The 20,907-nt window shown below is 71.7% G+C and carries 13 protein-coding genes and 2 tRNA genes; 7 read left to right on the top strand and 8 right to left on the bottom strand.

Annotated elements, in window-relative coordinates:
- Positions 1 to 41 precede the first annotated feature (41 nt).
- A complete protein-coding gene (locus tag ASE15_RS16930; protein WP_056652743.1) occupies positions 42 to 410 on the top strand; it encodes a helix-turn-helix transcriptional regulator in 369 nt (122 codons plus the stop codon).
- A 168-nt stretch (positions 411 to 578) separates the two neighbouring features.
- The gene (locus ASE15_RS16925; RefSeq protein WP_056764558.1) at positions 579 to 2,117 is read left to right on the top strand and encodes a DUF1524 domain-containing protein; all 1,539 of its coding nucleotides are present in this window, start codon (positions 579 to 581) and stop codon (positions 2,115 to 2,117) included.
- A gap of 74 nt (positions 2,118 to 2,191) precedes the next feature.
- Here ASE15_RS16925 and ASE15_RS16920 read toward each other — a convergent pair whose 3' ends face one another.
- From ASE15_RS16920 to ASE15_RS16910, 3 genes are all read right to left on the bottom strand, one after another.
- Entirely contained in the window at positions 2,192 to 3,220 is a 1,029-nt protein-coding gene (locus ASE15_RS16920; protein ID WP_369800635.1) for a substrate-binding domain-containing protein, read from the bottom strand.
- 448 nt (positions 3,221 to 3,668) lie between these two features.
- Entirely contained in the window at positions 3,669 to 4,295 is a 627-nt protein-coding gene (locus ASE15_RS16915; protein WP_056652752.1) for a TetR/AcrR family transcriptional regulator, read from the bottom strand.
- Positions 4,296 to 4,380: 85 nt separating this feature from the next.
- Positions 4,381 to 5,274, bottom strand: coding sequence for a sugar phosphate isomerase/epimerase (locus ASE15_RS16910; RefSeq protein WP_056764557.1), 894 nt, complete (start codon positions 5,272 to 5,274; stop codon positions 4,381 to 4,383).
- Positions 5,275 to 5,528: 254 nt separating this feature from the next.
- On the opposite strand from ASE15_RS16910, the gene ASE15_RS16905 reads away from it, so the two are divergent.
- Together ASE15_RS16905 and ASE15_RS16900 are read left to right on the top strand one after the other, a co-directional pair.
- Entirely contained in the window at positions 5,529 to 9,443 is a 3,915-nt protein-coding gene (locus ASE15_RS16905; RefSeq protein ID WP_082618533.1) for a ThuA domain-containing protein, read from the top strand.
- Between the two features lie 270 nt (positions 9,444 to 9,713).
- Positions 9,714 to 12,332, top strand: a complete 2,619-nt coding sequence (locus tag ASE15_RS16900; RefSeq protein ID WP_162259146.1) for a family 20 glycosylhydrolase — start codon at positions 9,714 to 9,716, stop codon at positions 12,330 to 12,332.
- Between the two features lie 62 nt (positions 12,333 to 12,394).
- Here the strand turns inward: ASE15_RS16900 and ASE15_RS16895 are convergent.
- Positions 12,395 to 12,467: transfer RNA gene (locus ASE15_RS16895), tRNA-Arg, on the bottom strand.
- A 255-nt stretch (positions 12,468 to 12,722) separates the two neighbouring features.
- Here ASE15_RS16895 and ASE15_RS16890 point away from each other — a divergent pair.
- Positions 12,723 to 13,466 carry a fumarylacetoacetate hydrolase family protein gene (locus tag ASE15_RS16890; protein WP_056652765.1) on the top strand — a complete coding sequence of 248 codons (744 nt, stop codon included), beginning with the start codon at positions 12,723 to 12,725 and terminating at the stop codon, positions 13,464 to 13,466.
- Between the two features lie 97 nt (positions 13,467 to 13,563).
- Here the strand turns inward: ASE15_RS16890 and ASE15_RS16885 are convergent, their stop codons facing one another.
- Together ASE15_RS16885 and ASE15_RS16880 are read right to left on the bottom strand one after the other, a co-directional pair.
- Entirely contained in the window at positions 13,564 to 14,817 is a 1,254-nt protein-coding gene (locus tag ASE15_RS16885) for a DUF418 domain-containing protein (RefSeq protein ID WP_200960568.1), read from the bottom strand.
- Entirely contained in the window at positions 14,814 to 15,413 is a 600-nt protein-coding gene (locus ASE15_RS16880) for a TetR/AcrR family transcriptional regulator (protein ID WP_056764551.1), read from the bottom strand. The genes ASE15_RS16885 and ASE15_RS16880 overlap by 4 nt, the downstream gene beginning before the upstream one ends.
- A 177-nt stretch (positions 15,414 to 15,590) precedes the next feature.
- Here ASE15_RS16880 and ASE15_RS16875 point away from each other — a divergent pair, with 177 nt between their 5' ends.
- Both ASE15_RS16875 and ASE15_RS16870 read left to right on the top strand, forming a co-directional pair.
- Positions 15,591 to 16,436 carry an ABC transporter ATP-binding protein gene (locus ASE15_RS16875; protein ID WP_157277263.1) on the top strand — a complete coding sequence of 282 codons (846 nt, stop codon included), beginning with the start codon at positions 15,591 to 15,593 and terminating at the stop codon, positions 16,434 to 16,436.
- On the top strand, positions 16,433 to 17,797 hold the full coding sequence (locus ASE15_RS16870; protein WP_056652772.1) for an FtsX-like permease family protein: 1,365 nt from the start codon (positions 16,433 to 16,435) through the stop codon (positions 17,795 to 17,797). The genes ASE15_RS16875 and ASE15_RS16870 overlap by 4 nt, the downstream gene beginning before the upstream one ends.
- Positions 17,798 to 17,977: 180 nt before the next feature.
- Here the strand turns inward: ASE15_RS16870 and ASE15_RS16865 are convergent.
- A tRNA-Ser gene (locus tag ASE15_RS16865) sits at positions 17,978 to 18,066 on the bottom strand.
- 193 nt (positions 18,067 to 18,259) lie between these two features.
- Entirely contained in the window at positions 18,260 to 20,899 is a 2,640-nt protein-coding gene (locus ASE15_RS16860) for an MMPL family transporter (protein WP_056764550.1), read from the bottom strand.
- Positions 20,900 to 20,907: the final 8 nt, after the last annotated feature.

Below are 20,907 nucleotides of genomic sequence, written 5' to 3'. Positions count from 1 at the left end.
CCCCCCGGGCGGCGCGGCGGCCCCACCCCGAGGAGAAGTCCATGTCGCGCTACGCCTACGTCCCCGACCCGGAGAACGACGCGGTCCAGTCCGTCATCGACGAGCTCACGAGCCCGTTGACCCGCGCGGTGCTGCGGCAGCTCACGACCCACGGCGGTCTCATGAGCGGTCAGCTCGCCCTCGCGACGGGGGCCCACCAGCAGTCCGTCCTGCACGTCCTGGGTCGGCTCGAACGGCACGGCCTGGTCCGCGCCGACCAACCGCGCGAGGCCCGCCAGGGACGGCGCGTGCGGTACTCCGCCGACGTCGAGAAGGTCGACCGGATGCTCGCCACGCTCCGCCGGTACCTGCTGGCACCGGAGCCGGTGGCCTCGCCGCGCGGCCCCGTCCAGGTGTCGGCCACGGCCTGAGCATCGGCGCCCGCGCGACCGGGGCGAGACGACCGCCCGGGCGCGCTCCGCCGTCGGGCCGGACGGATTCGTCGCCGTGCTCCACCCTCGGTTAATCTTCGATCGCCCTGCCGGTCCAGGACGCCGCCGGAGGGTTGCTCGCAGGCGGCCAGAGCAGCAGGAGGCCTGATGGGTCGCACCGCTCCCGGGTGGTACCCGGATCCTTCGGCCGCCGGCACCGAGCGGTGGTTCGACGGCGACCGCTGGTCCCAGCACACGCGCCCCACGGCCCTGCCCGCGAGCACGCAGCGCCTGCCTCTCGGAGTGGGCGCCGCGCTCCCCCGCGAGGACCAGCCCGCGACCCCGTTCGCCGAGGTCAGGCCATCGGTCGAGGAGCAGCCCGCGACGTACGCGCCGGCGTCCTCGGTGCGTGCGCTGCCCCCCGTGCCGCCTCCGCCGGCGGCGGGGACCGTGAGGTCGGCGCACGCCGCAGGCCCGCACCCGTCCGGCCCGACGGCGCAGCGCACCCGAGCGCGTCGGCCCGCCCCCCAGCGGGGGCTTCTCTCCAGGCCCGCGCTCTGGGTCGGGGCCGCCGTGCTGGTCGTCGCGGTCGCCGGCAGCGCAGCTGCCCTCGCAGGACAGGGTGAAGACCCGGCACCGCCAGCCGTGGTCGCCAAGCCGTCGAGCGCCCCGACGCCCGTCGAGGAGCCGCCCGAGGACAGCACCCCGGACTACATCGAGGTCGCGAACTCGGCCGTCCTCGAGCTCGCGGCCCTCGACGTCGCGAAGGTGACGGCAGCGGCACCGTCGCAGAGCGCTCTCGCGACGGTCGCGCTCCTCGAGGTCGAGGAGCCGAACCCTGTCGCGGGGTACTCGTCCGACGCGTTCGGCACACGCTTCGCGGACACCGACGGCAACGGCTGCGACACGCGCAACGACGCGCTCGCGCGGTCCTTGTCCGGGGTCTCTTTCAAGCCCGGGACGCGAGACTGCGTGGTCATGACCGGGCTCCTGACCGACCCGTACAGCGGCAAGGACATCGCGTTCGAGCGCGGGCCGCTGTCGTCGGGCGCGGTCCAGGTGGACCACGTCGTACCCCTGACCGACGCCTGGCGTCACGGCGCACAGTCCTGGGACGTACCGCGCCGCGAGGCGTTCGCCAACGACCCGCTCAACCTCCTGGTCGTCGACGGCACGCTCAACCAGCAGAAGGGCGACGGGAGCGCGTCGGCCTGGCTCCCGCCGGCCGAGCCCTACCGGTGCGCCTACGTCGCCCGCCAGGTCGCGGTCAAGTACACGTACGGCCTGCGGGTCTCGGCCGCCGAGCAGGCGGCCATGGTCGCGGTCCTCTCGACGTGCCCCGGCGAGCCGCTCCCCACCGGGTCGACGCTGCCCCCGCCCCGCGACCCCGTCGTCCCCGCACCGGTCAAGCCCAAGCCCACGCCGAGCCCGACGCCGACCCCGACGCAGGAGGCGCCGCCCGTCGCGGCCGAGCCCGCGCCTCCCGAGACGCCTGCACCGACGCCCGCTCCGACTCCGGCTCCGACGACCAAGCCGATCCCCAAGGACTGCAAGGTCAAGGGTCTCTTCCTGCGCACGACCGACGGCGCCACGAACGTCTACTACGTGCGGGGTGAGGAGTGGAACTTCAAGGAGGTCGTCGCCGACGTGTGCTTCGACAACCGCAAGGAGGCCGAGGCCGCAGGCTTCAAGCGGGCCTGGTGGTGAACGCACCGCCCCGTCCCTCGACGTCGGTCGAGGGACGGGGCGGTGCGGGTGTGCTCCGTTCGAGAGGTGACGGCTCAGCGGTCGGACCAGGCCTCCGGGTAGCCGGGCAGGTCCTCGCCACCGAACTTGGCGTAGTGCAGCGACGGCATGTCCTTGTTGGCCTCGAGGTACTTGTCGAGGTCCTTCTCGGTGATGGGTGACTGCGGGAGGACCCACTCGACCGGGACCTGCTCGCCGTTCCAGATCTTCTGGGCCGCGAGCACGGGCGTACGCCACTGGAACGTCGAGTAGACCGTGCCGAGCGCGGTCATGTCCGTCTCCTGCCACTTGCGCAGGAAGCTCAGCTCGTCCTCGCCCATGAACACGGGGTAGGGCTTGCCGGCGTCCTCGAACGCCTCGACCGCCGCGACGGCGCCGTCGCCGGCGTCCATCCAGGTCACGATGTCCTTGATCTTGGCGCCGTCACCACCGGTGAACTCCTGGCCCACGACCTCGATCTCGCTCTCGGAGAAGATCTTGTCCGCGGCGGCCCAGCGGTTCTCGAGCACGTCGACGCCCGGCAGCACGCGCAGCGCCAGGACCTTGGAGCCGGGCTCGAGGTTGTCCACGAGGAACTCGGCGCCGTCGGCGCCGTAGGCGTAGCCACCGATCGGGTGGATGTAGGTGACCATGCAGTCGGTGTTGACGCCGCGGTCGAACACGATCACGGGCTTGCCGCTCTCGCACGCCGCCTCGACCGCCGGGGTCAGGGTCGCGGTGGTCGAGGGCGAGATGATGATCGCGTCGCAGTCACCGGCCTCGACGAACGCCTGGATGTCGGTGATCTGCTTGTTGTCGTCGTCGGCCGCGTCCGAGACGCGGAACTCCGAGATCTCGCCCGAGGCCTTGAGGACCTCGACCTGCTGCTGCATCGTGATGAAGGCGGTCACACGCCAGGGGTTGGACAGCGAGGCGTTGGAGAAGCAGAGCTTCTTGCCCCCCTCCTTCGCGTACTGCGCGGTGTCCACGTACTCGGGGTCGATCGCCTGCAGCCACGGCTGGTCGGCCGGGCCCTCGGGGACCGCCGAGCGCTGCGCGAGCTGGCGCTCGTAGTCGGCCTGCACGAACCCGGCTGGTCGGCCGGGCCCTCGGGGACCGCCGAGCGCTGCGCGAGCTGGCGCTCGTAGTCGGCCTGCACGAACCACTGGCTGTTCGCACCGGACTCGTCGGCCCCGGCCTCCTCCGAGGCCGTGCCCCCCGCCTCGGGGACCGCGTCGGTGGGGGCGTCGGTGGTGCACGCAGCGGTGAACAGCAGTGCCGCGGTCGCGACCCCTGCCATGAGAACTCGAGAAGAACGCATTTCCTGCTCCTGATGATCGAGACGTCGTCGTCTGATGGATGCGCTGAACGGTGGTGCTGAACGGGGTGATGACGGCAGCGGCGAGCCGCCCGGCAGGAAACGGGTACGCCGCGTCGAACGGGGTGTTCGAGGGTGCTCCCGGGCCACGGGCTCGACACCGAGCCCGGCCGGGAGAAGGTGCAGGTCCTGTTCTCAGGGCCTGCGGGGGGACGCTAAGCCTTCGGGGCCTTCCCGGGACGCCCCGGGACGGGCGTGCCGAGGAGCGACAGGAGCTGGGCCCTGATCCGGAGCTCGCTCTCCGGCGCACAGGACTGCGGCCGGAACAACGAGATCTGCTTGATGCCCTCCATCGCGGAGAACATCACGCTGACCGCGCTGTCCACGTCGTCGCACTCGAGCTCTCCGGCACCGACCGCGCGATGGGCCAGTCCCAGGAAGTACCGCTCGGCCTCGTCCAGGAAGCCCGCCCAGCTCACGCGGACGTCCTGGTCGTAGAGCGCCTGCGCGACGATCTCCATCGTGAAGACACGGTTCGCATCGTCCAGCAGGCAGCTGCGCACCGAGTACTCCACGGCGGCCTCGACCTTCGCGAACGCGCCGGTCGACTGCTCCGTCGCGGCGGTGATCGCCTCTCGCCACTGGCGGTAGTAGACCCCGCACGCTGCGAGCACGACCTCCTTCTTCGAGGAGTAGTGCCAGTACAGGCTGCCCTTGGTCACCCCGGCGCCCGCCGCGATCGCGTCCATGTTGACCCCGGCGATGCCTCGCGTCGAGAACAGCGTGAACGCTGCGAGCGCGAGCTCGTCGGGCTTGGCAACAGTGGGCGAGGACGTCGGCATGACGCCACCCTACCTCCTTCCATACTCGTCGGTACTGAACGGGACGGTCCCCGTCGCGCACCTGCCGACGCGCGACCGGGGGAGCTCAGGCGAACGCGGGCACGCGCTCGGTGAACCCGGCCGCCGCGATCTCCTTGCGGAGCCACGACAACGAGTCCGCGAGCATCGGCCCGCCCTGCCCTTCGCACTCGATGCTCAGGACGCCGTCGAACCCGTTGTCGCTGAGCTTCGCGAGGATCTGCCGGATGTTCTCGGCGTTCACGCCGTCCCCTGCTGCCACGTGGCTGATCGCGATGCCCGTCGCGCCCCCACGGACGGCGTCGGCGAGCGACTGCGAGACGTCCTTGATGTGCACGTGGTCGATCTTGTCGAGGAACCGGTCGGCGAACTGGACCGGGTCGTTGCCGGCGATGAAGGTGTTCCCGGTGTCCAGGTTCAGGCGCAGCCACGGCGAGTCCCCGCAGAACGCGAGCATCTCCGCGAGCCAGTCGGCCCTGGTCGTGAAGTACCCGTGGACCTCGATCGTCACGACGACCTCGTGCGCCTCGGCGACCCGGATGATCTCGCCGTAGCTGCGCTTCATGAGGTCGAGGGCCTCGCGGTCCTCGAGCCCCTCGGGCTTGTGGAGCCCGTCGGTCGTCGCGACGCGGGGAGAGCCCGCGAGGGCGGCCCAGGCGATGGCCTTCTGGACGTACGGGACGCCGACCGTGAGCCCGTCCCGGCCGGACAGCGGGTAGGCCGCGTCGATCTGGGAGAACTCGACGCCGTACCGCTCCATCTTCTTGCGGAGCAGCGCCGGGTCCTCGAGGAGCGAGATGTGCGGGAAGTAGCCGAGCCCGTGGATCCAGCAGGCGCCCTCGATCACGCCCGGCTCGATGTAGTGGACGTCGTTCTCCTGCGCCCAGGCCAACGCCTGCTCGAACGACTTGTGGCTGGAGTTGAAGGCGTCGGTGTGGAAACCGATTCCGATCTGTGGCATGGGACCCCTCCATCGGGATAGGAACGTACTGGTCGGTGCGGGTCTGAGATCCGGTTCTGCGGGCCTCATCGTTGAGATTCCCTCGGGCCATGCAGCCTTGCACGTCTTCACCATACTGACCAGTATTGCAATGTGGTGCCGCTGACACTAGCATCACGATCACGTTCTGACGACCATCGATCAAAAGTTGCCAGATCGCCGTATGAACAGATCGCAGGGGCCCGACGCAACGGAGCGGACATGAGGGAGCACAGATGAGAACGCGCAGAGGGGCAGCCATCGCGGCCTGCCTGGCACTGTCGACAGGACTGGCCGGGGTGCTGACCGCACCGGCCGTCGCCCACGAGGGGCACGAGCACCCGGAGAACCCGGAGTTCAAGGCGCTGATCTTCTCGGAGACGGCCGGGTTCGTGCACGACTCGGTCCCCGAGGCCAAGGCCATGTGGGACGAGCTCGGGGCGGCGGGCGGATTCGAGGTCGTCCAGGCGACCGACTCGACGCTGTTCACCGACGAGGGCCTCGCGGACTTCGACGTGATCGTGCTGGCTCAGGCGTCCGGGGACGTCTGGAACCCGGCCGAGGAGAAGGCCTTCGAGAAGTACGTGCGCGGGGGCGGCGGCGTCGTCGCCATGCACAACCCGCTCGACATGGAGCCGGGCTTCCCGTTCTACCGTGCGCTCATCGGCACCGAGTTCACCGCGCACTCCGCGGCCGGGACGCCGGGCGAGATGACCGTCGTCGACCGCGAGCACCCGTCGACCGCCGACCTGCCCGAGCGCTGGGAGCGCAACGAGGAGTGGTACGGCTTCACCAAGTCGGTCCGCGGGGACAAGCACGTCCTGGCCCAGCTCGACCCGACGAGCGTCCCCACCTCGACCCCCGGACGCATGCTCGACCACCCCGTGACGTGGTGCTCGGACTACGAGGGCGGCCGGACCTGGGTCACCTCGGTCGGCCACGCCAAGTCGTCGTACAGCGAGGAGAACGTGCGCAAGCACGCCCTCGGCGGCATCCGCTACGCGGCGGGCGTCGAGCCCGGTGCGTGCGGCGGCACGGTGTGGGACAACTTCGACAAGGTGCCGCTCGACACCAACACCTCGGCCCCCTGGGGCATCGCGGTCGCGGGTGACGGCCGGGTCTTCTTCACCGAGCTCGTCCGCGGCCAGGTCCGGATCTACGACCCGGAGCTCAAGAGCACCGTGACGGCCGCGACGATCCCCGTGTACGGGGGCGGCGAGGACGGCATGCTCGGCCTGGCGCTCGACCCGCAGTTCGAGCAGAACGACTGGGTCTACCTCTACTACTCCCCCCAGGACGGCGGCTCGGTCAACCGGCTCTCCCGCTTCACCATGGAGGGCAACACCATGAAGCTCGACTCCGAGGTCGTGATGCTGGAGATCCCCGCCGGCCGTGACGACAAGGAGATCGGGCACACGGGCGGCACGCTGCGCTTCGACGGCCAGGGCAACCTGTGGCTGTCGGTCGGCGACGACGTGGTGCCGTTCGAGTCCTCGGGCTACACCCCGATCGACGAGCGTCCGGGCCGCGCGCACTTCGACGCCCAGGGCACGTCGGCCAACAGCAACGACCTGCGCGGCAAGCTCCTGCGCATCACGCCCGAGCCGGACGGCACCTACTCGGTCCCCGAGGGCAACCTCTTCCCCGAGGCCGAGGACACCGCGGACAAGACCCGTCCCGAGATCTACGCGATGGGCTTCCGCAACCCGTTCCGCTTCACGGTCGACGTCGACGGCACGGTCTACCTCGCCGACTACGGGCCCGACGCCGGCAGCGCCAACCCGAACCGTGGCCCCGCGGGCTACGTCGAGTGGCAGTCCATCAAGGCCCCGGGGAACTACGGCTGGCCGTACTGCCACGCGAACAACATCGCGTACAACGACTTCGACTTCGTGACGAGCACGTCGGGTGCGAAGTTCGACTGCGCCAACCCGGTCAACACCTCCCCGAACAACACCGGCCTGACCGAGCTCCCGCCGTCGGTCCCCGCCGAGGTCTACTACTCGTACGGCGCCTCGGCCGAGTTCCCGCAGCTCGGCAGCGGCGCGGGCGCGCCCATGGCCGGGCCGGTCTACCACTTCGACGAGGCGCTCGACTCGGACCGCAAGTGGCCCGAGTACTTCAGCGGCACGCCCTTGTTCTTCGAGTGGGGGCGCAACTTCATCAAGGAGTTCCCGCTGGCCGCGGACGGTTCGCTGCTCGCGATCAACCCGGTGCTCTCGAGCCAGCAGTTCCTCTCGCCGCTCGACCTGCAGTTCGGGCCCGACGGCGCGCTGTACCTCCTCGAGTGGGGCGGCGGCTTCGGCCGCGACAACCCCAACTCGGGCCTGTACCGCGTCGACTACGCGGCTGACGGCAGGGCCCCCACGGCCCAGGCCACGGCCGACGTCACGACCGGTCTCGCCCCGCTGTCCGTGACGTTCTCGAGCGAGGGGACCGTCGACCGCGACGGCGACGAGCTCGAGTTCGCCTGGGACTTCGGCGACGGCAGCACCTCGACCGAGCAGAACCCGACCCACGTCTACACGACCAACGGCAACTTCGAGGCGCGCCTGACGGTCACGGAGAAGACGGAGTCCGCCAAGACGGGTACCGCCACGGTCCCGATCGTGGTGGGCAACACGAGCCCGGTCGTGACGATCACGGCTCCGCCGAACGGCAGCTTCTTCCGCTGGAACGACGTCCTGCCGTGGAAGGTCGAGGTGAGCGACGCCGAGGACGGCCAGATCGACTGCAAGGACGTCACGGTCCAGCCGGCCCTGGGCCACGACGAGCACGCGCACCCCACGCTGCCCGTCAACGCGTGCGAGGGCGAGGCCTCGACGATCCTCGACGAGGGACACCTCGAGGCGGACGCGTTCTGGGTCATCGACGCGCGCTACACCGACAAGGGCGGGGCCGCGGGCGTCCAGCCGATCACGACGAGCGCGACCAACGTCTACCGCCCCACGCGCTTCCAGGCGCACTACTGGGACGAGGTCAAGGGGGTCGCGGTCGAGAACAACGCGGCGGCCGAGCTCGGTCAGTACGTGGGCGACATCCAGGACGACGACTGGCTGCGCTACGAGGACATGAACTTCCAGGGGATCGACGCCGTGCGCTACCGCGTGTCGGCCGGTCCCGAGGGAGGCGGGCGGATCGAGATGCGTCTGGGCTCGCCGACCGGTCAGCTCGTGGCCACGACGCCCGTGAACAGCACGGGCGGATGGTTCACGTTCAAGGAGACGGACCCGACGCCGATCACCGCCCCCGCCGGGACGCACGACGTCTACCTGGTCTTCCGCTCGAACCCCGGGGTCAACTGGTCGATGACGCTCGACGTGTTCGAGGCCGTCGGGTCCGGCGTCGGCGTCCCGCCCGAGGGCGCACCTCGTCAGGACACCTCGACCCAGGGTGACTGGATCGGGAAGTACGGCACGGCGGGCTACGCGATCCCTCAGATCGGGACGCAGCTGCCCCAGGGCGTCACGGTGGCTCCGGTCACGGGGACGCAGGCCTGGACGTGGGAGCAGAGCACCAGCAAGCGCTCGGCGCTCCAGGTCCCGCCCGACGGCGCCGCGCGTCGCGCATCGACCTGGTTCGGCGCCGGGGCGGCGGTCGACGTCACGGTCCCCGAGGGCTCGGTCTACGACCTGTCGGTCTACGTCAACAGCCACGACACGGCGAGGACGCAGGACGTCCAGGTCCTGCGGGCCGACGGCTCGGTCCTCTACCCGGCGTTCTCGGTCGCGGACAACGCGGCGGGCGTGTGGCTCACCTACCGCATCGAGTCCTCGGTCCGGGTCAAGGCCGACAAGGCCACGGGCCCGAACGCCGTGATCGGCGGCATCTTCCTCGACGTGCCCGACGTCGAGCAGCCCGAGCTCGCCGTCACGGCGACGGTCACCGCCAAGTGCGTCGCGGGGCGTACGACGCTCACGGTTCGGGCGGTCAACGGTGAGGACGTCCCCGTGGACGTCGTCGTCGAGACCCCCCACGGCCGCAAGACCTTCGCGGGCGTGGCTCCCGAGAAGTCGGCCCAGCAGTCCTTCGCGACCCGTGCCGCGAGCATCCCGGCCGGCGAGGTCACCGTGACCGCGACGGGCGACACAGGATCCGGTCCGATCACCACGCAGATCGTGACCGGCTACGAGGCGGTCGACTGCGGTTGACGCTTCACGAGGCCGCGCGCGTCTTCCACTCCTGAGGCGCGCGAGGCCCCACCCGAGGTCGAGGTCGGCGTCGTTCTTCTGTCGGACAGCGACGCCGACCTCGTCCTCAGCCCCGCCCCCGACTCCCCGGGGGCGGGGCGCTCTGCCGTGCCCTCGGCAGGGCTCGATGCACTTTCATGCTTGTTTGAACTGGTAATCCGTCAGATATTGACATACTGGTCGGGATGGCTGAGGCTCGAAGAGTTCCCGACCGCTCAATGAGGAGTGCCCGTGAGAATCCCGCACCGTGGTCGCGGCGTCGCAGCCGTCGCCGTGACCCTTGCCCTGATCTGTCCTGCCGTGGCGACGACCGCCTGGTCGTCCGCCGCCTCCGAGGACGAGGCACCCCTCGCGCTCGTCCCGAGGCCCGTGAGCCTCGAGCGAGGGCCCGGGTCCGGGTTCCGGCTCGGCCCGACGAGCGTGATCGTCGCTCCCGACGACGCCGCGCCGGTCGGCGAGTACCTCGCCGACCTGCTCCGACCGTCCACGGGGTTCTCGTTGCCGGTCTCCGACGCGTCGGCCGCGACCGGCGCCATCACGCTCACCCTGACCGACGCCGCCTCGACGGACCCCGAGGGCTACGACCTCACCGTCTCCGAGGGGTCCGTCGCGATCGACGCACCTACGGCGGCCGGGCTCTTCCACGGTGTGCAGTCGCTCCGTCAGCTCCTCCCCGCAGCGGTCGAGGCGACCCAGGTGCAGGACGCGGACTGGGTCGTCCCCGCGGTCGTCATCGAGGACGAGCCCCGGTTCGAGTACCGCAGCGCGATGCTCGACGTCGCCCGCCGCTTCTACCCCGTCGCCGCGGTCAAGCGCTACATCGACCAGATCGCGCTCTACAAGCTCAACACCCTGCACCTGCACCTCACGGACGACCAGGGCTGGCGCATCGCGATCGACGGGCTCCCCGCCCTGACGGAGATCGGCGCCTCGACGCAGAGCGGCTGGGCCCCGGGCAGCAACACGGGTGATCCGTGGTTCTACACCCCTGCGGACTACGCGGAGATCGTCGAGTACGCGGCCTCGCGCTACATCGAGGTCGTCCCCGAGATCGACGGCCCGGGACACACCCTCGCGGCACAGGCGTCCGTCCCGGGCCTCACGTGCGACGGGGTGCCGACCGCGCCGTACTACGGGTTCGACGTGAACCTGCCGATGGTCTGCGCGACCGAGGCCAACTCGGCGAACATCCGCGACTACCTCGAGAAGGTCATCTCCTCGGTCGCCGCGCAGAACCCCGGCCAGTACATCCACCTCGGCGGCGACGAGGTCCCCAACCCGCCGGCGGGCTGGTACGAGGCGTACACGGCCATGGCCAACGAGATCGCGACCGAGCACGGCAAGACGATCGTCGGATGGCACCAGTGGGCACAGGGGGCGACCCTGCCCGCAGGCAGCCTGGTCCAGTACTGGGCCGAGGGGCGCGTCAACCGTCCCAAGATCGGCGTGGGCGCCGAGAGCGCGGACATCCGTGAGGTCCGCGCGGCCCTGGCGGCCGGGGCGCGTGTCGTCGTGTCGCCGGCCGACCGGTCCTACACCGACATGAAGTACAGCTCCTCGACGGCCTACGGCCTCTCGTGGGCCGGCCTCGTCAACCTGCGACGCGCCTACGACTGGGACCCCGTGACGGAGCTCTCGAGCACCGACGGCACGGTCAAGGTCGTGACCGAGGAGCAGGTCGCGGGGGTCGAGGCCTCGCTGTGGGCCGACCGGGCCTACCGCGGGAGCACGAGCCTGCCCACGAGCCACTCCCAGTTCATCCCGGTCGAGCAGTACACCGACCACATGATCTTCCCGCGCATGCCCGCGATCGCCGAGATCGCCTGGTCACCGGCGCAGGACAAGGACTACACCGAGTTCCTCTCCCGCCTCACGCAGCACGACGACCGCTGGGACGCCCTGGGGTACGAGTGGTTCCGCGCGCCCGACGTCGAGTGGGAGCCCGTCGTCCCCGTGGAGCCCGAGCTGGTCCACCACTGGGCCTTCGACGAGACGAGCGGACAGTCGGCCCTGGACGTCGTGACCGGCGTGCGGGCCGCGGTGGACGGCGGCACCTGGACCCCCGGCCAGCTGGGCGGTGCGGTCAGCCTCGACGGCGTGGACGACGGGGTGGCACTCAGCGCCGCTCCCGTGAGCGGACCGTGGACGGTCGCGTCCTGGGTCCGTCGCACGGGCGCCAGGAGCAGCTCCGCCCTGCTCTCGGACACCTCGTCCGGGGTGCGCACCGCGATCAAGCTCGAGCAGTACAAGGCCACGGCCAAGGTCGGGTTCACGCAGCTCGGCGTCGCCGACCATCGGTCCGAGTACGCCACCCCGCTCGACGAGTGGGTGCACCTGACGCTGGTCTCGGACGGCGCGACCATCACGGTCTACGCGGACGGTGCGCAGGTCTCGACCGTCCCGGGTACGGCGACGCTCGGGCTGGCCCAGCTCGGACGGCTCATGAACGCCCCGGGGTGGCCGGGTGCGAGCGACGCGGCGGCCGTCGACGTCGACGACCTGAGGGTCTACACCGGTGCCCTCGACCGGGCCGCGGTCGGTGCGCTCTGGGACGAGGTCTCCCCGGCCCCCGCGACGGTCGAGGTCGACGCGACCACGCGCTGCGTCGCCGGCAGGGTGGTGATCAGCGTCCGTGCGGTCAACGTCGGTGACGTGGCGGTCGACCTCCAGGTCGTGACCGCGGCCGGCAAGAAGTCGTTCAGCGCGGTCGCCCCCGGGGCCGGCGCGCACCAGTCCTTCGCGACCCGTGCCTCGACGATCGAGGCCGGGACCGTGACGGTCACGACGGGCGGGGCGGGGGGCACCGAGAGCGAGGTCACGGCCGACCACCCGGCGCTGGACTGCGGCTGACCGAGAGACCAGCGAAAAGCACGAAGGCCAGGAACCTTGTGGTTCCTGGCCTTCGTGTTCTGTGCGCCCGGAGGGATTCGAACCCCCAACCTTCTGATCCGTAGTCAGATGCTCTATCCGTTGAGCTACGGGCGCCCGGCTGTTCGTGATTTCTCTTGAGCAGCCGTCGAGAAGACTACAACGGTTTTCGCTGGATACTCAAACCGATACGCCCTGACCAGCCCCTTCGTGACGCACGACACCTTCCGACGAGGCGCTCGGGCACGCGATCACCGCCCTCGAGTCCCCTCGCGATACGGACGCCCCGTCAGCACATCGGACGTCATACCTCCTGTAGTCTCACGCTCAGCCGGCACGACCGCGCCGACACCGCAGACGGAGGAAACCACCGTGAGACTCGCTCGGATCGCCACCCCTACCGGCCCGCGTCCCGTCGTCCAGGACGGCGACGTCTGGGCCGTGGTCGTCGACCACCACGCCCCCGACCTCGAGCGCACGGGCGAGACCCACCCCGTCGACGGCGCTCGCCTCCTTGCCCCGTGCGAACCGCGCGTCGTGCTCGGCATGGCCCACAACAGCGGTCCCGCAGACCGCCTCGTCCCACCGCAGGCGTTCACCAAGTCGGCGCGCACCGTGGTCGGCCCGGGCGAGCCAGTCCGCCTGGATCCCGCCGCGGGCAAGGTCGTGGTCGAGGGCGAGCTCGCGCTCGTCATCGCCCGCACGGCCCGCCACCTCACGCCCGAGCAGGTCCCCGGCGTGATCCTCGGCTGGACCGTCGGCAACGACGTCACGGCGTACGAGCAGAGCGCGATCGACGACAAGTTCACGCAGTCCAAGAACGGCGACGGCTTCACGCCGCTCGGCCCCTGGATCGAGACCGACCTCGCGGTAGCAGGCGTCGCGGACCTCGCGATCGACGTCCAGGTCGACGGCGCCACGCAGGCCGAGGCGTCGACGTCGGGTCTCGCGTGGGACGTCGTCGAGCAGCTCGTCTACCTGACCTCGCACCTGACGCTCGGTCCGGGCGACGTGGTCCTCACGGGGTCGCCCGGCACGTCGGCGCACGTCGTCCCGGGCCAGACCTCCGCGATCACGATCGAGGGCATCGGGACCCTGACCAACCCGATCGTCTGAGCCGCGAGCCGCGTGGCGGCCCCCGACGGGGGCCGCCACGCGGTGCCACCACGGTGGGCGCCCGCCAGGCCGCCCCCGGCTGCGCCCGCTGCCGACCTCAGCCCCGGGCGCTGAACCACCGTGGCCGCCGGCCGTTCGTGACCCAGCGCAGCCCCCACTCGAGGGGCCCGTAGGCGTGCCGTCCGAGCCACCACCGGCTCGCCACGAGCTGGGCCGCGAAGATCACCGCCACGATCCCGACGACCGCGACGGTCGCCACCCGGTCGACGAGCCCCAACCCGTAGCCCGTGAAGACGAGGGCGAGCACGAGCGACTGACCCAGGTAGTTCGTGAGCGCCATGCGCCCGGCCGGGGCGAGCGCGTCACGGACGCTCGCCGCGCGCCGGAACAGCGCCAGGCACCCGACGACGTACGTGGCGGTCAGGAGCGGGGCGGTCAGCTGCCCGACACCGAACGCGAGCGTCTCGAGCCCTCCGCCCGGCGCGTACGTCGCGGCCCAGGCGTAGAAGACCCCGCCCGCGAGCCCTGCCGTGAGCCCGAGCCCCAGCACCCAGCGGACTGCCCTGCGCGGAAGCTCGCGAGCGAACAGCTCGCGCCGCCCGGCGGCGAGCCCGAACAGGAACATCGCGAGCGCGCTCGGCCCCTGGAGCAGGACGAGCGACACGAGGATCTCCGTACGGTGTCCCGCGGTGAACGCGAACGTCGCCCCTGCCTCCCCGCCGAACGCCGCCAGCTTCGCGAGTGCCTCGCCCGCCCCTGCACCGGCGGGAGCCGACGGGTAGCCGGACGCGAGCTGGAGGGCTCCGAGCCCGACCCACAGGATCCCCACGGCCGCGAGCAGCGCGCTCCCGAGGATCACGGCCCGTCGCGGGGCCAGGTTGCGCGCCACGAGCAGCACGAGGGCGAGCCCCGCGTACACCACCAGGATCTCGCCGTAGTAGAGCGCGACGCCGTGGACCGCCCCCAGCACCGCGAGCCCCAGGATCCTCCGCAGCATCCGACCCACGAAGGACGCGCCGTCGCGCTCGGCCGAGGCCATCTGGAGCGTGAACGAGTAGCCGAAGAGGAACGAGAACAGCAGGTAGAACTTGGTCTCGAACAGCGCGGCCACCACGAACCGCACGGCGTGATCGAGCGGACCGGAGAACGCGGGGTTGCTGCTCGCCGTCGCGTAGTACGGGTCGACGAAGGCCCAGACGTTGACCGCGAGGATCCCCAGCAGCGCGAACGCCCGCAGCGCGTCGACGTCGGTGAGCCGTCTCCCCCGAGCCGCACGACCGGCCGGGCTCTCGGCCACCGGGCCCGCCGACCGGCCCTCGATCGTGCCCCGCGGCCCTCGCTCCGGGCTCACGACTCGTCCGCGAGCAGCGCGGTCGCCACGCGCCGCAACGTGGAGCGCTGCGCCAGGGCGTCGAACCCCGGGTCCGCGGCGACGCGCGCGAAGACCCCGTCGACCAGCGCCGCGAGCCACGTCGCCCCCTCCTCGACCGACAGCCTCGTGGCCACCTGCCCGGTCCGGACCCCCGCCGCCAGGAGCTCGGCGAGCGCGTCCCGGAAGGCGCGGTCCCCGGCCTGGAGCCGGTGCTGCACGTCCTCGTCGCGATGGGCCAGCGCGGAGAGCTCGAGCGCGAGACCCGCCGCGGCGGGGTCGGAGGCGAGCCGGCAGACCTCGTCGAGGAGCGCGAGCAACGCGTCCCACGGGTCGTCGGCATGCGCCAGCTCGCCCACCTCGGTCGCGGTGCGCTCGGCGTCCCGGTCGACGACGGCGAGCAGCACGTCGTGCTTGGACGGGAAGTAGTGGAAGAGGTTGCCCGCACTCATGCCCGCCGCTGCGCAGATGTCCGCCGTGCGGGTCGCGTCGTATCCGCGCTCGGCGAAGCAGACCTCCGCGGCGTCCAGCAGCGCAGTCCGCCGAGCGGCGCGCTGCTCCTCGTCGACCGTCCTCATACGTCCCGCCCTTTTTTTGATTGAGTACTCACTCAACAATAACCGGACGCCGAGGAGTCCGGCAACCCCGTACGCCGCGAGAACGGCGACCGGTCCCCCCAGGGCATGACACGCCGTCGGGCAGGTCCCCACCGTGGCCGGACGCGGCGCGCCCCGTCCCCGCCGAAGGATGGGAGCATGACGAACCTCGGCCCTGCCCCCTCGACCGGCTCGCCCCTCGTCGCCTCCGGGCTGACGAAGGTCTACGGCACCGACCACACCGCCACGCACGCCCTCGCGGGCGTCTCCCTCACGGTCTCGCCCGGCGAGTCCGTGGCCATCATGGGCCCCTCGGGCTCGGGCAAGACGACCCTGCTGCACTGCCTCGCGGGCATCATCAAGCCCACGTCGGGCACGGTGTCCTGGCGGGGCGAGGACCTCACGACGCTCAGCGAGGGCCGCCGCACGGCCCTGCGACGCCAGGACTTCGGCTTCGTCTTCCAGTCGGGCCAGCTCCTTCCAGAGCTCCCCGCGGTCGAGAACGCGGCCCTGCCCCTCATGCTCGCCGGCACGCCGCGGGCCGAGGCCACGCAGGTCGCCGCGCGCTGGCTCGCGCACCTGGGTCTGGCCGGCATGGAGCAGCGCCGCCCGGGCGAGCTCTCGGGCGGGCAGGCGCAGCGCGTCGCGATCGCGCGCGCCCTTGTCGGGTCGCCCGGCGTCGTCTTCGCCGACGAGCCGACCGGTGCGCTGGACCAGGCCACGGGCGCCGAGGTGCTCTCGGTCCTCACAGGGGCGGTCCAGGCGTCCGGCGCTGCCCTCGTGGTCGTGACCCACGACGCGGGCGTGGCCCGCTACTGCTCGCGCACGGTCACCATGCGCGACGGGCTCGTGTCGGGCGAGTTCTTCGCGGGAGCCCCCGCGCAGCAGGCGTCTCCGCAGACGCCCGTGCCCGACGCCGCCACGCAGGCAGCCATGGCCGCTCACCCCGCGAACGGGGCCCCGTCCGCAGCGCAGCCCGGACAGAGCCACGGGGCGACGCGATGAGGGCCACGCTCGACCTGTGGTGGCTCCTGCGCCGCCGCAGCTCCGACAGCCGCGACCCCCAGGGCCTGACCAACGTCCTGGCGATCATCGCGTTCGCGACGACGACCGCGATCCTGCTCGTCGTCGTCGGGGGCGTGGGCGCCTTCCTGGGGCGCGCGGGCGGCCTCGACGGCATGACCCGGGGGGTCGAGGCCGACGTGACGTCCTACGACACCCAGTACCCGCTCTTCGCGGCCATCGCCGCGCTCCTGCTCCTCATCCCGCTCGTCACGCTGGGAGGCGCCGCCGCCCGCCTCGCGGTCGCCCGCCGCGACGCGCGCCTCGCGTCGCTGCGCCTCGCGGGAGCGACCACGGGGCAGGTCGCGACCCTCACGGTCCTCGACGCGGCCGCACAGGCCCTCGTGGGGGCCCTCGCGGGCCTGGTCGGCTACGCAGCCCTGCTGCCCCTCGTGGCCCAGCTCCGCTTCCAGGGCCGCACGTTCGCGCTGTCCGAGCTCTGGGTGGGGGTCCCGGCGATGCTGATCGCGGTCGTCGGGGTCGTGCTCGTCGCGCTGGTCTCGGCGGCCGTGTCGCTGCGCCGCGTCGCCATCACGCCGCTCGGCGTCGCCGCTCGCGTGACCCCTCCGGGCCTCAAGGCCGTGCGCCTGGTCAGCACGGGCGTCGCGTTCCTCGCCATGATCGTCGTGACCAACGTGTCGCTCGGGAGCGCGGCCGTGGCGATCACGGTCCTGGTGCTCGTGCTCGTCGCGGGGTTCGCGACGCTCAACGTCGTCGGACCGTTCGTCATCTGGGTCGTCGGTCGGATCACCGCGCACCGCGCTCGGACCGTCCCCACGCTCCTCGCGGGCCGCCGCATCGTCGACTCGCCCAAGACCGCGTGGCGCTCGGTCGGCGGCGTCGCCCTCGCGACGTTCATCGCCGGCATGACGAGCATCTTCGCGCTGTTCGACCCCGGCATGGGAGCCGACCCGGGCGAGGTCCAGTTCCTCACCGACCTCACGACGGGCGGCTTCCTGACGCTCGCGATCGCGGGCGTGCTCGCCGCGGTCTCGACCGGTGTCATGCAGGCGGGCCGCGTGATCGACCAGCGTGGCGAGTACCGCACGCTGACCCTCGCGGGCACGGACCTCAAGACCCTCGACAAGGCGCGGCTGCGCGAGACGGTCATCCCGCTCGTCGCGAGCGTGGGCGTGGCCACGACGGGCGCCCTGATGTTCATGGCGCCGATCGTGGGCCTCAACGCGTTCGCGAACGTGGACGTCGTGCTGCAGTTCCTGCTGTGCGTCGCCGGGGCGTCGGCACTTGTCCTGGCCGGCGCGGCCGCGTCGCGGTTCGTGGTCCGCTCGGCGATGGCGGCCTGAGGCGGGCTGCACCTGAGGGTGCCCGACGGCGGGGCGTACGCTCCGTCGTCGGGCGTTCCGCACGAGCGGGGTGGGGTGGGCGCGCGGGCCGCGCCGGTGGGCCCCTGCGCGCTGGGCGCCCGGTCGCGTCACGGGCGACAGAAAAGGCCCCGGGCCTGACGCAGCCGGGACCTTCCTGAGCGGAGACGGAGGGATTCGAACCCTCGAACGGGTTGCCCCGTTACCACCTTAGCAGGGTGGCGCACTAGACCTGGCTATGCGACGTCTCCTTGCTCGGATGCTAGGCACCGAGCGTCGCAAGGCTACCTTCTCCCGGCACCGTGGAGCAAAACGCGGTCGCCGAGACCCCGCCCGGCGCGTCCTGGCCGCCCGGCCGGGACAGCTCTGACCGAGGCTCGGGAACGAACGGAGCCGCCCTCCTCGTCGCGAGGAGAGCGGCTCCGGTGCCCTGGTCGCGAGGCGTCAGCCCCGCGCGGGTACCTCGTCCTTCTCGACGTCACCGTCCCGCTCGGTGCCCTCGGCGGGGTCGACAGCGCCCTCGGCCGGGTCCTCCGCCGCGGGGTGCGCGTGCGGGTGGCGCCGCTCGAGCGAGGCCCCCTCGACGTCGACGTCGGGCAGGATCTTGTCGAGCCAGCGCGGCAGCCACCACGCCTTGTCGCCCGCGAGGTGCATGAGCGCGGGCACGAGCATCATCCGCACGACGAACGCGTCCACGAGCACGCCGAACGCGAGCGCGAACCCGATCGGCCGGATCATCGCGCTGTGCGAGAAGATGAACCCGCCGAACACCGCGATCATGATGATCGCCGCCGCGGTCACGACCGAGCGCCCTGCCCGGACGCCCTGCACGACCGCGATCCGCGCGGGCGCACCGTGGGCGTACGCCTCACGCATGCCCGAGCCGAGGAAGAGCATGTAGTCCATCGCGAGCCCGAACAGGATCCCGACCAGGATGGTCGGCAGGAAGTTCAGGATCGGGCCCGGGCTCTCGACGCCGAACACACCGCTCAGCCAGCCCCACTGGTAGATCGCGACGACCCCACCGAGCGCCGCGAAGTACGACAGGATGAAGCCGAGCGTCGCGATGACCGGCACGAAGATCGACCGGAACACCAGGACCAGGATGATGAGCGAGAGGCCGACGACCACCGCGAGGTAGACCGGCAGCGCGGACTCGAGCTTCTCCGAGATGTCGACGTTGCCGCTCGCCGAGCCGGCCACCCCGATCTCGTACGTCCCGTCGATGGGCGACATGTCGCGCAGCGTGTGCACGAGCTCCTCGGTCGACTCGCTCGTGGGGCCCTCGCGGGGCACCACCTGGAACGCGGCGACCGTGCCGTCCTCGGACGTGCCGATCGGCGCGACCGCCACGACGTCCTCCTGGTCGAACAGCACCTGGGCGATCTCCACCTGGGCCGTCATCGAGTCGACCGCAGCCTCGGCCTCAGACCCTGCCTCGACGGCCGGCAGGTCGGCCACCACGAGCAGCGTCCCGTTCTGGCCCTCGCCGAACTTCTCGGCCAGGGTCGCGTACGCCTGGTACTGCGACGAGTCGTGCGGCTCGGTCGAGCCGTCGGGCAGGTTCACCCGGAGGTCGAGCGCCGGCAGCGCGACGAGCAGGAGCCCTGCGACGCCGACGACGACGCGCACGACGGCCCACCCGGTCGACATGGGACGGACGGGGGTCGCAGAGGCTGCGGCAGGGGCTGCGACGGCCGCTCCCCCGGTCCCCGTGCTCGACTCGAGCTGTGCGCGCTCCTTCGTGCTGAGGATCCGCAGACCCACGAGGCCCAGCAGGGCGGGCGTGAGCGTGACTGCGATGAGGACCGCGATCGCGATGCACAGCGCGCCGACCGTGCCCATGAGCCCCAGGAACGGGATGCCGGTGACGTTGAGGGCCAGCAGCGCGACGAGCACCGTGGTCCCCGCGAACACCACGGCGTTGCCCGAGGTCCCGTTCGCGAGCGCGATCGACTCGTGCAGCTCGTCGCCCGCCTTGAGCTGGCGGCGGTGCCGGTTGACGATGAAGAGCGAGTAGTCGATGCCGACGGCCAGGCCCAGCATGAGCCCGAGCACGGGGGTCACGGACGCCATCTCGACGACGCCGGACAGGGACAGCGCCCCCAGCGCACCGATGCCCACGCCGATGAGGGCCGTGAGGATCGGCAGGCCCGCACCGATGAGCGTGCCCAGCATGATGACCAGGACGACCGCGGCGACCAGGAGGCCCACGATCTCGCCGGCGCCGATGATGCTCGGCGCGCCCATGGTCATGTCGGACGAGAGGTCGATCTGCAGCCCCTCGGGAGCGTCCGCGAAGACGTCGACGAGCGCGTCCTTGGTCTCCTGCGGGATCTCCATCTGCGGGTCGGTGAACGAGACCATGACGATCGCCGCGCTGCCGTCCTCCGAGACCATGCGGATCTCCGAGGCCATGTCGAGGAGCGTGGCCCCCTGCTCGAGCTGGGCCTCCTGCTCCTCGAGCGTTGCGCGGCCGTCGTCGAGCGTCGTCTGCTGCGTGTCGAGCGCCGCGAGCCCCTCGTCGAGAGCGGACTGCTGGGCGTCGAGCTGCGGCTGGACCTGCGCGAGCATGCCCGCAGCCTCGGCCTGGGCGCGCGCGGCGTCGAGCTGGGCCTGGCCCGCCTCGAGCTGCTCACGCCCCGCGTCGAGCTGCGCCTGCCCGGCGTCGAGCTGCGCTCGGCCGTCCTCGATCTGGGTGCGGCCCGACTCGACCTGCTGCGCCTGAGCCGCGCGGTCCGCCTCGGTCTGGAAGGGGTCCATGACCGTGGTGACGCCGTCGACCGCAGCGGCCTCGGCCACCAGTCCGGCGACGGCCTCTTCCTGCTCGGCCGTGAAGGGCTCGCCGTCCTCGGTCTGGACGACGACGGTGCCCGTGCCGCCCGAGGCGTCGGGGAAGTCGCTCTGGAGCCGGTCGGTGACCTCGGCCGTCGGGGTGCCGGGGATCGAGAACGTGGTCGCGAGCGTGCCCGCGCCGAGCGCGAACGCGACGCCCGCCGCGACGAGGACCGCGAGCCACGCGACGAGGACCGTCCGTGCTCGGCGCGCCGACCAGCGGCCGACGCGATAGAGGAATTCAGCCATGGGAGTCC

The organism is Oerskovia sp. Root22, from assembly GCF_001429135.1.
GTDB classification, from domain to species: Bacteria; Actinomycetota; Actinomycetes; order Actinomycetales; family Cellulomonadaceae; genus Oerskovia; species Oerskovia enterophila.
Note: the sequence above shows the minus strand (reverse complement) of the source record. Positions and strands in the feature narration are given on the sequence as shown.

Bases quoted from the DNA above. Each gene is read 5' to 3' on its own strand.
- ASE15_RS16860 (WP_056764550.1), bottom strand. From the start codon at position 20,899: ATGGCTGAATTCCTCTATCGCGTCGGCCGCTGGTCGGCGCGCCGAGCA.
- ASE15_RS16915 (WP_056652752.1), bottom strand. From the start codon at position 4,295: ATGCCGACGTCCTCGCCCACTGTTGCCAAGCCCGACGAGCTCGCGCTC.
- ASE15_RS16910 (WP_056764557.1), bottom strand. From the start codon at position 5,274: ATGCCACAGATCGGAATCGGTTTCCACACCGACGCCTTCAACTCCAGC.
- ASE15_RS16870 (WP_056652772.1), top strand. From the start codon at position 16,433: ATGAGGGCCACGCTCGACCTGTGGTGGCTCCTGCGCCGCCGCAGCTCC.
- ASE15_RS16875 (WP_157277263.1), top strand. From the start codon at position 15,591: ATGACGAACCTCGGCCCTGCCCCCTCGACCGGCTCGCCCCTCGTCGCC.
- ASE15_RS16880 (WP_056764551.1), bottom strand. From the start codon at position 15,413: ATGAGGACGGTCGACGAGGAGCAGCGCGCCGCTCGGCGGACTGCGCTG.
- ASE15_RS16925 (WP_056764558.1), top strand. From the start codon at position 579: ATGGGTCGCACCGCTCCCGGGTGGTACCCGGATCCTTCGGCCGCCGGC.
- ASE15_RS16930 (WP_056652743.1), top strand. From the start codon at position 42: ATGTCGCGCTACGCCTACGTCCCCGACCCGGAGAACGACGCGGTCCAG.
- ASE15_RS16905 (WP_082618533.1), top strand. From the start codon at position 5,529: ATGAGAACGCGCAGAGGGGCAGCCATCGCGGCCTGCCTGGCACTGTCG.